The sequence below is a fragment of the Aeromonas sp. HMWF017 genome (assembly GCF_003061465.1).
In the GTDB taxonomy this organism is placed as follows: domain Bacteria; phylum Pseudomonadota; class Gammaproteobacteria; order Enterobacterales; family Aeromonadaceae; genus Aeromonas; species Aeromonas veronii.
The window spans coordinates 3,676-15,248 of the sequence record NZ_QAJD01000099.1 but is presented as its reverse complement, the minus strand read 5'-3'; the positions used below and the strand labels follow the sequence as shown (position 1 = coordinate 15,248).

At 43.6% G+C, this 11,573-nt stretch carries 14 protein-coding genes; all 14 read left to right on the top strand.

Features of this window, described 5'->3' with window-relative positions; all coding sequences use genetic code 11:
- Nucleotides 1-341: 341 nt before the first annotated feature.
- A complete protein-coding gene (locus DBR30_RS09610) occupies nt 342-1,088 on the top strand; it encodes a GntR family transcriptional regulator (protein ID WP_108540664.1) in 747 nt (248 codons plus the stop codon).
- Entirely contained in the window at nt 1,063-1,497 is a 435-nt protein-coding gene (locus DBR30_RS09605; RefSeq protein ID WP_074045201.1) for a PTS sugar transporter subunit IIA, read from the top strand. The genes DBR30_RS09610 and DBR30_RS09605 overlap by 26 nt, the downstream gene beginning before the upstream one ends.
- Nucleotide 1,498: 1 nt before the next feature.
- Complete coding sequence (locus DBR30_RS09600; RefSeq protein ID WP_005351531.1) at nt 1,499-2,284, top strand: PTS mannose/fructose/sorbose/N-acetylgalactosamine transporter subunit IIC; 786 nt, start codon at nt 1,499-1,501, stop codon at nt 2,282-2,284.
- Nucleotides 2,277-3,053, top strand: coding sequence for a PTS system mannose/fructose/sorbose family transporter subunit IID (locus DBR30_RS09595; RefSeq protein WP_005345236.1), 777 nt, complete (start codon nt 2,277-2,279; stop codon nt 3,051-3,053). The genes DBR30_RS09600 and DBR30_RS09595 overlap by 8 nt, the downstream gene beginning before the upstream one ends.
- An 18-nt stretch (nt 3,054-3,071) precedes the next feature.
- Nucleotides 3,072-3,569, top strand: a complete 498-nt coding sequence (locus DBR30_RS09590) for a PTS sugar transporter subunit IIB (protein WP_005351534.1) — start codon at nt 3,072-3,074, stop codon at nt 3,567-3,569.
- The gene (locus DBR30_RS09585) at nt 3,566-4,282 is read left to right on the top strand and encodes a sugar isomerase domain-containing protein (RefSeq protein WP_108539822.1); all 717 of its coding nucleotides are present in this window, start codon (nt 3,566-3,568) and stop codon (nt 4,280-4,282) included. The genes DBR30_RS09590 and DBR30_RS09585 overlap by 4 nt, the downstream gene beginning before the upstream one ends.
- Before the next feature lie 11 nt (nt 4,283-4,293).
- Nucleotides 4,294-5,451 carry a glycoside hydrolase family 88 protein gene (locus DBR30_RS09580; RefSeq protein WP_005351538.1) on the top strand — a complete coding sequence of 386 codons (1,158 nt, stop codon included), beginning with the start codon at nt 4,294-4,296 and terminating at the stop codon, nt 5,449-5,451.
- Nucleotides 5,451-6,197 carry an SIS domain-containing protein gene (locus DBR30_RS09575; protein WP_005351540.1) on the top strand — a complete coding sequence of 249 codons (747 nt, stop codon included), beginning with the start codon at nt 5,451-5,453 and terminating at the stop codon, nt 6,195-6,197. Before DBR30_RS09580 ends, DBR30_RS09575 begins: the two co-directional genes overlap by 1 nt.
- A gap of 24 nt (nt 6,198-6,221) precedes the next feature.
- A complete protein-coding gene (locus DBR30_RS09570; RefSeq protein WP_108539819.1) occupies nt 6,222-7,616 on the top strand; it encodes an OprD family outer membrane porin in 1,395 nt (464 codons plus the stop codon).
- Between the two features lie 120 nt (nt 7,617-7,736).
- Nucleotides 7,737-8,573 carry a 5-dehydro-4-deoxy-D-glucuronate isomerase gene (kduI, locus tag DBR30_RS09565; protein ID WP_005351546.1) on the top strand — a complete coding sequence of 279 codons (837 nt, stop codon included), beginning with the start codon at nt 7,737-7,739 and terminating at the stop codon, nt 8,571-8,573.
- A 91-nt stretch (nt 8,574-8,664) separates the two neighbouring features.
- Nucleotides 8,665-9,426: a 2-dehydro-3-deoxy-D-gluconate 5-dehydrogenase KduD gene (gene kduD / locus DBR30_RS09560; protein ID WP_005351548.1), complete on the top strand. Its 762-nt coding sequence runs from the start codon at nt 8,665-8,667 to the stop codon at nt 9,424-9,426.
- 52 nt (nt 9,427-9,478) lie between these two features.
- Nucleotides 9,479-10,006, top strand: a complete 528-nt coding sequence (locus DBR30_RS09555; protein WP_013723795.1) for a YgjV family protein — start codon at nt 9,479-9,481, stop codon at nt 10,004-10,006.
- A complete protein-coding gene (locus tag DBR30_RS09550; protein WP_108539816.1) occupies nt 9,996-10,961 on the top strand; it encodes a sugar kinase in 966 nt (321 codons plus the stop codon). The genes DBR30_RS09555 and DBR30_RS09550 overlap by 11 nt, the downstream gene beginning before the upstream one ends.
- A gap of 14 nt (nt 10,962-10,975) precedes the next feature.
- A partial coding sequence (locus DBR30_RS09545; RefSeq protein WP_108588318.1) for a bifunctional 4-hydroxy-2-oxoglutarate aldolase/2-dehydro-3-deoxy-phosphogluconate aldolase occupies nt 10,976-11,573 on the top strand: 598 nt, incomplete at its 3' end.

Sequence of the window (11,573 nt, the reverse complement as noted above, 5' to 3'; positions counted from 1 at the left end):
TCTCAGATCATTAGTGATTTTTATATTAACTTTTTGTTTTGTAAGGAATTTTTAGAAAAATGCAGAGCTTCATCACAAACTGAGTCGATCAGATATTAACTTAACCGGTTAACCTGTTAAGCTGTGTTCATAGTGAAGAGACAGACTGACAGCATGACGATATGGCACCGATAGTTTTACCCAATTTAGCGCTGAGGTTGTGAGCTAAATAGCATTTATGGTGTTTTGCGTATCCAGCGGATGTTTTGAGCGCAGCACGTAGGGTATCGAGACTTTTCTTTGCCTAACCAGATAGTTTAATATTATTAAATATGAGAAGTCACTTTGTATGAGGTCAGTAAATGTCTAGCAGTGTAAAGTATTTGACTATCAAGAATGACTTGATACAAGAAATAAATGAAGGGAAATATACTCCCGGACAAAAATTTTATAGCGAAGCAGAATTAAAATTAAAATATGGTGTCAGTTCAGCAACAGTGATAAAAGCCATCCATGAACTGGTCAATGAGGGTTTTTTATTTAGACAGCAAGGAAAAGGTACTTTTATTTCCAAGTCTAAAAGAAACAAGCATGTGTTGGTTTCAGAGAGTGATCTGAGTGTCAAGTTGAACAAATCACAAGTAACATTGATTGATGTTGCGAAAGAGGCGTCTGAGTCGATTAACAAAATATTGAATAGAGCATTCGATTCTTATTTTTATAAGATTGTAAGATTGAAGTCAGATAATGATATTCCCTATGCAGTGCAGACCTCGTACATACCAGAAAACTATTTAGACCCAAAGAAACTGGCTGAAAAAAGTGGGTATTTATCATTGTACGAGCATCTGGCAGAGTTTAATAAAATTGACATGTACTCGATGCCATTCACTGAAGAGGTAACGGTAGTTAGTAACGTTGATGTTTATATAGCTAAAGCTCTGTCCATCCCAGAGGGAAGTGCCGTAGTTAAAATATTAAGAACTACCTATAAAACATCTGGTGAAATTATCGAGTATATCGAGACATTTAAAAGAGTTGAGTCATTCTATTTAAAATTTGAATCGGTAAGAGGAGCAGGAAGTGGAAATACTGTTGATATCTCATGATGGTATCGCGAGTGGAGCAAAAAAGTCAGCTGAACTCATTTTAGGTCCGCAAGAAAATCTACATGTTATTGAGTTAACCGCAGTTGGTGGTGTTGGTGGATTTGCTACTGAACTAATTCAATACCTCTCTAGCAAAACAAAAGAAAGTCAGAACGTAATTATCATTTCAGATTTGAAAAATGGGTCGCCATACAATACTGCTGTATCATATATCATTAATAATGATCTGGCTGATAAAGTCTCATTGCTCACAGGCATGAATCTAAATATGGTATTGGAAACCATTATGCTGGATGGTGATAGCGTGACTGGTATTGAACTGAATACCGTTATTGGTACGGCCATAGATGGAATTTCTATGATGCAACCAAGCGATTATAATACAGCAATCTCTACAGGTGATGAATAACATGCTTGAACATATAGAAATGTGGCAAATATTGCTATTGACTGCATATTCTGCCCTGGCTATTTATGATGGTAATAACACAACCTTTGGTCTTGTTAAACCGACCATGGCTGGATTTTTTGCCGGCGTCATTATGGGCGATATTCAAACAGGTTTGATGGTAGGTGGTACATTGAACCTGCTGGTACTGGGTGTCGGTAACTTTGGTGGAGCATCAATACCTGATTATATGACTGGCGCACTGCTTGGCACCGCATTCGCTGTGATGAGCGGTAAAGGCGCTGAGTTTGGTGCCACTATTGCAATCCCGATCGGCCTGCTAATGGTGCAATTAGATGTTTTGGCTCGCTTTACCAATACCTTTATTCAGAATAAAGCCGAGCGACTTATTGCAAATGGCGAGCCATGTAAAGCGGCGAAAATGAACTTGCTAGGGATCATTCCCACCTCGCTGTCCCGTATGATTCCTGTTTTCTTGGCTTTGTCGTTAGGATCTGTGTTTGTTAATGATATCGTCTCCTACATCCCTGAGGCGATTATGAATGGCCTGAAAGTAGCCGGTGGAATGTTGCCTGCGTTGGGTATTGCCATTCTGTTAAGATATTTGCCAATTAAAAAGAACATGTCTTTTTTGATCATTGGTTTCTTTTTGTCTGCCTATTTGTCTGTACCTGTGTTAGGGGTTGCATTAGTTGGTGTGGCTATCGCCATAGCATATTTCAACAGCAATGATGATGTTATTCAAGCAACCACTAATGTACAAAATGAGGTTATGGGTGATGAATAAAATAATAAATAAAGTGTTTTGGCGCTGGTTCTTTTTTGGTCAGGCTGGTTGGAACTATAAAACAATGCAAGGCTTGGGGTACCTCTATAGCATTATCCCATTTCTAAAACATAAGTATAAATCCGAAAAAGAACTGGTTTCTGCTGCTGATAATCATGTCCAGTTTTTTAATTGTAATAACACGATGGCAGCATCAATTTTGGGTGTTAATATCGCGCTGGAAAATGATATTGGCACTGAAGGAAAAGATGCAATTACATCGACCAAGATGGGTTTGATGGGACCGTTGGCCGGGATTGGAGATACCCTCTTTTTTGTTATCCCGACGACAATTTGTGGTTCCATTGCATCATATCTGGCACTACAAGGTAATCCTCTGGGATTGTTGCTGTGGCCAGCCTTTGGTTTGATTCGTTTAATGTTCATGCGCTATAGCCTCAAAGTCGGTTATAACGAAGGGGTTAAACTGGTAGGGCAACTTAGCACCAAACTAAATAAAATCACAAAATCAGCAAATATATTGGGATTAACTGTCGTTGGTGCTCTTATTCCGACGGTGGTGAAAGCCAAGTTGAGCTTTGAGTTTAGTTATGGCGATGTTTCACTGAAACTGCAAAATATTGCTGATCAACTGATGCCCGGCTTGATGCCCTTGTTTGTGGTACTGCTGACCTATTGGCTATTAGGCCTGAAAGGCATGAACTCAACCAAAGTGATTTTCATTCTGATGTTCTTTGGTATCGTTACTTATAATCTTGGCATTTTTTAATCTCAAACAGGTAATAATATGAAAGGCATCGCACATATCCGCATTGATGATAGATTGATTCATGGTCAAGTCGCTACACGCTGGGTCAGCTATTATTCTGCCAACAGAATAATGGTGATCGATGATCAAGTAACAAGCAATGATGTTGAAAAGAACATATTAAGAATGGCCGCACCTGCTGGGGTTAATACATCCATCATTTCTACCCAGACAGCCATAGAGAATATCTCTGCAGGTAAATATGCTGGTCAGCAAGTGTTGGTATTGGTAAAGCATCCAGGCGTAATAAAAAAACTAGTAGATGCAGGCCTTGACATTAAAGAGTTCAATATCGGGAACATGTCCAACCGTCTCGAGACCACGCAAGTGAAGCGTTCCATTAGTGTCACCCATGCTGAAAAACTCGACATACTGGATTTGATTAATCGAGGTATCAAGATCACTGCCAGAATGGTTCCTGATGATGGTGAAGAACTTATTACATCATTTACTAGTAATTTCTGGACTGCATCATGAGCCATCTTGTTGAGTTTAAGAATAATATTTTTAGCATCATTGACAAGATTAGTGAGACCCAAACTGAGCAAATTGAATGTGCTGCTGAAATTTTCAAAAACACGGTCAAGAATAAAGGCATTATTTATGCTATCGGTAGCGGCCACTCATTTGCAGGTGCTATAGAGTTTGCTGGTCGAGCTGGGGGATTAGTAAATACCAGGGCATTGGATAACTTTTATGGCCATAGTGGCTGGTTTGAAAATGTTGAGGGGATTGGAGATGTTTTTGCCTCTCTCCTTGATCTTCAACAACACGATGCCTTTGTCATAATTTCTAACTCTGGCAATAAAGCATTGCAGGTTGAATTGGCACAAAAACTAAAAAGCGCAGGCATCAAGATAATTGCCATTGTTAACAGGAAAGATGCTGATAAGTCCATTGCAAAGCACTCAAGTGGTCTAAAGCTTGCTGATCTTGCAGATGTAGTTATCGACAACTGCTGTTTTAAAGGTGATTGCTCAATTGAAATTCCGGAATCTGAATTAAAAATTGGGCCTACTTCATCGCTCGCTGTCGCATATATAGCAAACTGCATATCAATTCGAGCTACAGAATTGGTTTGTGCAGCTGGTATTTCTGTTCCAATTTTACGGTCTATTAATCAACCTGGTGGCAATGAGTATAATTTAGAACTATTGAGTGAATACAGAAGTCGAGTGTTTACTATCTAGAGACTTTCAAAATGAAAAAGCTAAATAGTGCTCTGTTTGATGCCTTGACTCCAATTACTGATGTGGAAGTCAAAGATGAGTTGAGATGGGCTTGTCATAAGATTAAAACCCTTGCAATAAAGATGGGTGACAAGTTTCCTTCAGCTTGTGCTGTTAATAACAGGTATTTGCTAAAAGAGAACAACGATTGGACCAATGGATTTTGGACTGGCATGTTGCTCATCGCATATGAGTTTACTGGCGATGTGTTTTTTAAAAACAAGTTGCAAGAAATAATCGATAGCTTTGTGTCCAGATTGACGAATCATGTTGTATTGGATCACCATGATATCGGCTTTCTTTACAGCCTGTCATTGCTTGCTGCCAAGCAGGTCTTTAATACTGAAGAGTTCGACTCCGCCATTGTATTGGCAGCCGACAAGTTGCTTGCCAGATATCACTCTGATGCTAAATTTATTCAAGCTTGGGGGGATATGGATAATGATCAAGAATATCGACTCATCATCGATTCATTGATTAACTTGCCACTGTTATATCGGGCTCACGAAATATCAGGTGATGATAATTACGCTAGCGTAGCAGTGAATCACTTCAAGCGAGTGACTGAAAATATCTTCAGAGAAGATAATTCAAGTTATCATACCTATTTTTTTGACCGAGTCAGTAAGTTGCCGCTGAAAGGTGAAACATTTCAGGGCTATAGTGACTCATCATGCTGGGCCCGTGGTCAGGCATGGGCTCTGCTAGGGTTGCCATTAACTTATAAGTATCATCCAGAACTGGTTGATAGTGAAAAATATACGGCAGTATGTGAGTACTTTTTCTCACATTTGCCTGAAGATGGCATTCCATATTGGGATCTCCATTTTAAGGCTGAGAATAATCAACCCAGAGACAGCTCAGCATTGTCAATTGCCATCTGTGGGCTGCTTGAAGCGAGCAAGTTATTTGAGCATGCAGATTACCAGCATATCTCTCGAAAATTACTGAAATGCCTCAGTGACCACATGGCATCGAGAGATGATGAGGATTGTGACGGGTTATTGAAACATGGTGTCTATGCCTTTGCGCTAGGCAAAGGCATAGATGAATGCAACGTATGGGGGGACTACTATTATATGGAAGCCCTGTATCGAGTTTATTCAAATCAATGGCGAACTTATTGGTAATGAAAATGCAAGATACATTTTTTAATTTCGTAATGAAGAGCTTGTCAACCATTCATGAATCACAGCGTCAGATTATTGCTGATATTGCTAGAAAACTGTCAGATAAAGTTTGTGATAATGGCATAATTTATATCTTTGGCTGTGGCCATTCACATATCTTTGCTGAGGATGTTTTTTATCGGGCTGGCGGGATTGCCTGTGTGCGGCCAATTTTTATTGAGCCGTTGATGTTGCATGAAGGTGCCGCAAGATCGTCATACTTGGAGAAGCAAGAAGGGTATATCACAGAGCAATTATCGGCATATAATATTACTGATAAAGATGCGTTGATTGTTATATCTACTTCTGGTATTAATCCTGCTCCAGTGGAAGCGATTAGCTGGGCAAAATCGTATGGTGCATTGACGATAGGAATTACTAGCTATCAGTATTGTGATACGCAATCATCTCGACACTCTTCCGGGAAAAACCTAAGAGATGTGGCTTGCATCACGATTGATAATAATGTTCCTATTGGTGATGCAATTTTGAATCACGGTGATTGTACATCGTTCACACCAATATCATCGATTAATGGTATATATATCATTCAGTCATTGTTTTCTGAATTAATAAAAGAGATGGCTGATGCTGGTATAAATCCTCCAGTATTTAAAAGTGGCAACATTTCAGGTTCGTCCGAGCATAATAAATTACTTCTGAAACGGTATAAAGACAAAGTTCCAGAGTTAACCGCTAATAATTAAAATATCCTCTAAAGGTGACAAGCTATGAAAGGAAAGGTTTTTACTCCAACCTTGATTATGTTGGGGCTGATGTCCGTATATGGAAATGCTAACGCCAGTGCTGTCAGCGATGATTTTCAAAAGGCATTTATTAATGACTCAAGGCTAAGTCTCAATAGTGCTTTGTATTTTAGACATCGTGATGTTAAGGATGCTAATACAGGTTCATATTCAGCTGATGGCTCTCAGGGCGGCATTAAGAACCAGACTGCCAATATCGCGCTTGACTTTAATGGTGGCTATTATAAAGACATTATTGGTTTGGACTTTATGGCTGCCAGCAATATCAAGCTGGGATCGTCGGTAGGTCAGTCTGAAATCCTGCTTTATGATTACGATTGCAAAGGTGATGGTACATTAAATCCTTGTGAGAGCAGTTATGCTGCTATCCCCATTGCTGCGTTAAAGGCAAAGTATGGTGATGACAATGTTTTGTTTAAAATGTCAGGCGGATATACAACGATAAACTCAGGTACTATCAAGAATAGCTGGGGCCTAAACCCTCATGCCTATCGTGGTATTGATAGCTCACTGGCATTGTATAACTGGAAGTTGACATATGCGTGGGCAGATCAATTCAGAAATGATTGGACAGATTCTTTCCATGATATGACGAATACCTGGCACCAGAATGAAGCATCAAATCTTAGTGGTGTTAAACCAGGACAGATTATTGACTATATTCATTCGGCGGGCATTTCATATAATACCGGTGAGACCTTGTATGACCTGGCATATGGTGAAGGTGAAGGTTATCGGAAGAACTGGCATCTGTTGGTGACAGATAATCATAAGTTTGATAATGGTGCGGTTCTGACTTCCACTGGCTATTACCAGGGCGGTAAATATCTTGAGGAAAAATCCAACGTTAAAGATCCATCACAGGAGTACTATGTTGGTGCTGGCATCTCACTTGCCAAAGATAACGTGACATATTTTACTGGATATAGCCAAAATAAATCAGAATCAACTAAGGATTACAATTTTAGATTGACACCATGGGCTAACTCTGACAAACGAGATTTCCAGCAAACATTATCCTCATTAGAAGATTATAATGTGGCAGGAGCGAAAGCTGTTAAGGTTGGCATCAAATATAACATGCTCGATTTTGGCCTCCCGAATCTAACACTTGGTACGTCCGCAAACTATGCATGGCACGTGGTATCTGATGTGTCGAAAGTAAAAGAGCAGAGAACTTATGATGGCACCATGCAGTCATTGGATTTTTTGATCACCTATAAATTTAATGCGGGTGCAGTGAAGGATATCAATATGACGGTACTGCCGGCACTGTTCAGGTCTAAAGACACCAACGCCAAGCAAGACAGAAATGATATCAGAGTTATTTTTACTCACTCTTTGAGCCTGTTGAACTAATGCATTCTATATGAGAGTTGATAGCTGATGGCGCTACATGATGAATGTACACCTACATGACTGATAGCCCATCGACTATATCATCACTCTTTACTATCTACCTGATACAAGAGATAAATCATGGATATTCGTGAAAGTATTCATAGCGAACATGCAAAGCAACTTGATACCGACGGCTTGCGTAACGAATTTTTAGTTGAGGATATTTTTGCGGCCGATCTAGTCAGTATGACCTATAGCCATATTGATCGTATCGTTTTTGGCGGAATAATGCCTGTTACATCAGAGTTGGGTTTTGCCAATGATCTTGGCAAGGCATTTGGTGTGACCTATTTTTTGGAGCGTCGTGAGCTGGGACTTATTAATATCGGTGGCCCGGGGATTGTTATGGTTGATGGTGCTACCTACGAAATTGGTAGTGCCGAGGCATTATATGTTGGCAAGGGTGCCCGTGAATTGAGTTTTGCCAGTGTTAGCAGCGATAAACCTGCAAAATTCTATTACAATAGCGCCCCAGCACATACTGCTTTCCCGACTCGAAAGATCACTCAGGATGAAGCTGCACCGACAACCTTGGGTGATGCTGCTACCAGCAACCGCCGTACTATTTACAAGTATCTGGTTCCTGATGTATTGCCAACCTGTCAGCTGCTGATGGGGATGACCCAACTTGAGGATGGTAGTTTGTGGAACACTATGCCGTGCCATACTCATGAGCGCCGCATGGAAGTCTATTTCTATTTCAATATGCAGGACGATGCTGCCGTATTCCATATGATGGGTAAGCCAGCTGAAACTCGCCATATTGTTGTGCAAAATGAGCAAGCAGTCATTTCTCCCAGTTGGTCTATCCATTCTGGTGTGGGTACACAGGCGTATACGTTCATCTGGGGTATGGTAGGTGAAAACCAGGTATTTGGTGACATGGATCATGTTGCTATCAAGGACCTGCGCTAAAACATCGTATATCCATATTGCCGGTCGATTCGTTTCGACCGGCATCTTACTTTAAATCTGGTGCACGTAATCTCGTGCCATAGGAAATAGCATGATTCTTAACGCATTCGATCTGAAAGGTAAAGTCGCCGTCGTAACCGGTTGTGATACGGGCCTTGGACAAGGAATGGCATTGGGCTTGGCACAAGCTGGTTGTGATATTGTTGGTATCAATATTGTTGAACCAACGGACACAATGATCAAAGTTGAAGCGATTGGCCAAAAGTTTTTGAGTCTCAAGGCTGATGTCAGTAAAGTTAGCGAGCTGCCACTGTTGATTGAGCAGGCCGTATCGCATTTTGGTCACATTGATGTATTGGTTAACAATGCCGGTATTATTCGCCGTGATGATGCGATCAATTTCAGTGAAAAAGACTGGGATGAGGTTATGGACATCAATATCAAGAGCCTCTTCTTTATGTCGCAAGCGGTTGCCAAGCAGTTTATGGCACAGGGAAATGGTGGAAAAATCATCAATATCGCATCCATGCTTTCATATCAAGGCGGGATCCGCGTTCCCTCTTATACGGCTTCAAAAAGTGGAGTAATGGGACTGACCCGTTTGCTGGCCAATGAATGGGCCAGTCATGGGATCAATGTGAATGCTATTGCTCCCGGTTATATGGCAACCAATAACACCGCTGCACTGCGTGCTGATGATGATCGTAATGCTGCCATCCTGGAGCGTATTCCTGCTGGTCGATGGGGGATTCCGGATGACATGATGGGGCCAGTGGTATTTTTAGCATCATCAGCTTCAGATTATATTAATGGCTATACCCTAGCCGTGGATGGTGGCTGGCTGGCTCGTTAATGCTCAAGCATTGCTGCATTACCACCTGATAGGCGTTTTTCTGGAATACTGTATGACTAATTATGTTGAGATGTTAGCGCAATTGATCGGATTGCTGGCTTGTATGATTGGTGCGTTGGCATTTATACAACGGCAAGATATGAAACTGCGATCACTGCTTTGCCTCAATGGTGCGCTTTTATCGATACATTTTTTAATGCTGGGCGCGGTAGCTGCTGCAATTAGTTGTCTGTTATGTGCGGTGAGAACGTGGGTGTCAGGTTATTACCGTACCCAAGCAGTCATGTTGATATTCATGATTGCATCATGTGGTCTTGTAATTCCATATCTGGAACATCCCATGCAGTTTCTGACGGTGTTGGGAACAACGCTCAGCACTTACGCTTTGTTTCGGCTGGATGGTGGGCCCCTGCGGTTATGTATGCTGGCCAGCACTGTCGTTTGGTTGATCCACAATATCTGGGCGGGATCATGGGGGGGAATTTTATTGGAAGGGGGTTTTTTCCTCATCAACAGTTATACGATTTTAACGGTTTATGGGATCCGGATAAACAAGGAGAAAATCGATTATGTTGAGTAAGATTGCCCTGCTCGGGGAGTGCATGATTGAACTCAATGGCACGCCTTTTGGCGACATGCAGCAGGCATTTGGGGGCGATACCCTCAATACCGCCATCTATCTCGCGCGTGCCTCCCAACCCACCGATATTCAGGTGAGCTACCTGACCGCCATGGGCCAAGACCCTCTCAGCCAGCAAATCATCGCGCGCTGGCAACAGGCCGGGATCGACACCAGCGCGGTGCTCATCGATCAACAGCGCCATCCAGGTCTCTACCTTATCCAGCTTGATGAGCACGGCGAGCGCACCTTCCTCTACTGGCGCAATGATTCGGCTGCCCGTTATCTGATGCAGCACCCGCAGTTGCCGCAGCTCAAGCAGGCCGTCAGCGACGTGGATGCGCTTTATCTCAGCGGCATTTCGCTGGCGATCCTGCCCGCCGCAGATCGGCAGGCGCTGCTGCAGTGGCTGGCTGAGCTGAACCGGGCGGGCGTAGCGATCATCTTTGACAGCAACTATCGCCCCGCCCTGTGGCAGAGTCCGGCCGACACCCGGGCCTGTTACCAGCAACTGCTGGCCATCACTACGCTGGCCCTGGTCACCGACGACGATGAGCAGGCCTTGTGGGGGGACGAGAATATGACCCAGACCCTGCAGCGCCTCAAGGCGGCTGGGGTGCAGCAGGCGGTGGTCAAACAGGGGGCTGCTGGCTGTTGTTACCAGGCCCTGCAAACCGGGGAACCCACCATCACTATTCCTACCCAAGCGGTCAGCAAGGTGGTGGATACCACCTCGGCCGGTGACTCCTTCAATGCCGGTTTTCTGGCTGGCTACCTGCAAGGACAGGCGATCGACGAGTGCGCCCGCATGGGCCACCGACTGGCGGGGATCGTCATTCAGCACAAGGGGGCAATTATTCCGGAAAGTGCCACCCGCAGTGTCACCGACAGCTTCATCAAACCGGCATCACACTAAACGAGGTCAACCGAATGTCATCCATTACTGAACAACTGCAAGCCCTGAAAGTGATCCCGGTGATCGCCATCGAGCAGGCTGAAGACATCATTCCACTGGGGGCGGCGCTGGCCAATAACGGCCTGCCGGTTGCCGAGATCACCTTCCGCTCCGCTGCCGCGGCCGAGGCGATCCGGCTGCTGCGCCAGAGCCAACCTGAGATGCTGATTGGCGCAGGCACCGTGCTCAACCGTGAGCAGGTGATCGCCGCCAAAGAGGCGGGCGCCACCTTTATCGTCTCCCCCGGTTTTAACCCCAATACGGTCAAGGCCTGTCAGGAGCTCGACATCCCGATCATCCCGGGGGTCAATAACCCCAGCACCATTGAAGCGGCGCTAGAGATGGGGCTGACGACCCTGAAGTTCTTCCCTGCCGAAGCATCGGGTGGTAGCGCGATGATCAAGGCGCTGCTGGCACCTTATACCCAGATCACGCTGATGCCCACCGGTGGGATCTCGCCTCACAATATCAATGAATACTTGGCGATCCCGCGGGTCATCGCGTGTGGTGGATCCTGGATGGTCGACAAGAAACTGATCGCAGAGAAACAGTGGGAAGAGATTGGCCGACTCA

Excerpts from the sequence above, each read along its gene's own strand:
- DBR30_RS09610 (WP_108540664.1), top strand. The coding sequence starts at position 342 with ATGTCTAGCAGTGTAAAGTATTTGACTATCAAGAATGACTTGATACAA.
- DBR30_RS09600 (WP_005351531.1), top strand. The coding sequence starts at position 1,499 with ATGCTTGAACATATAGAAATGTGGCAAATATTGCTATTGACTGCATAT.
- DBR30_RS09595 (WP_005345236.1), top strand. The coding sequence starts at position 2,277 with ATGAATAAAATAATAAATAAAGTGTTTTGGCGCTGGTTCTTTTTTGGT.
- DBR30_RS09590 (WP_005351534.1), top strand. The coding sequence starts at position 3,072 with ATGAAAGGCATCGCACATATCCGCATTGATGATAGATTGATTCATGGT.
- DBR30_RS09585 (WP_108539822.1), top strand. The coding sequence starts at position 3,566 with ATGAGCCATCTTGTTGAGTTTAAGAATAATATTTTTAGCATCATTGAC.
- DBR30_RS09580 (WP_005351538.1), top strand. The coding sequence starts at position 4,294 with ATGAAAAAGCTAAATAGTGCTCTGTTTGATGCCTTGACTCCAATTACT.
- DBR30_RS09575 (WP_005351540.1), top strand. The coding sequence starts at position 5,451 with ATGAAAATGCAAGATACATTTTTTAATTTCGTAATGAAGAGCTTGTCA.
- DBR30_RS09570 (WP_108539819.1), top strand. The coding sequence starts at position 6,222 with ATGAAAGGAAAGGTTTTTACTCCAACCTTGATTATGTTGGGGCTGATG.
- kduI (WP_005351546.1), top strand. The coding sequence starts at position 7,737 with ATGGATATTCGTGAAAGTATTCATAGCGAACATGCAAAGCAACTTGAT.
- kduD (WP_005351548.1), top strand. The coding sequence starts at position 8,665 with ATGATTCTTAACGCATTCGATCTGAAAGGTAAAGTCGCCGTCGTAACC.
- DBR30_RS09555 (WP_013723795.1), top strand. The coding sequence starts at position 9,479 with ATGACTAATTATGTTGAGATGTTAGCGCAATTGATCGGATTGCTGGCT.
- DBR30_RS09550 (WP_108539816.1), top strand. The coding sequence starts at position 9,996 with ATGTTGAGTAAGATTGCCCTGCTCGGGGAGTGCATGATTGAACTCAAT.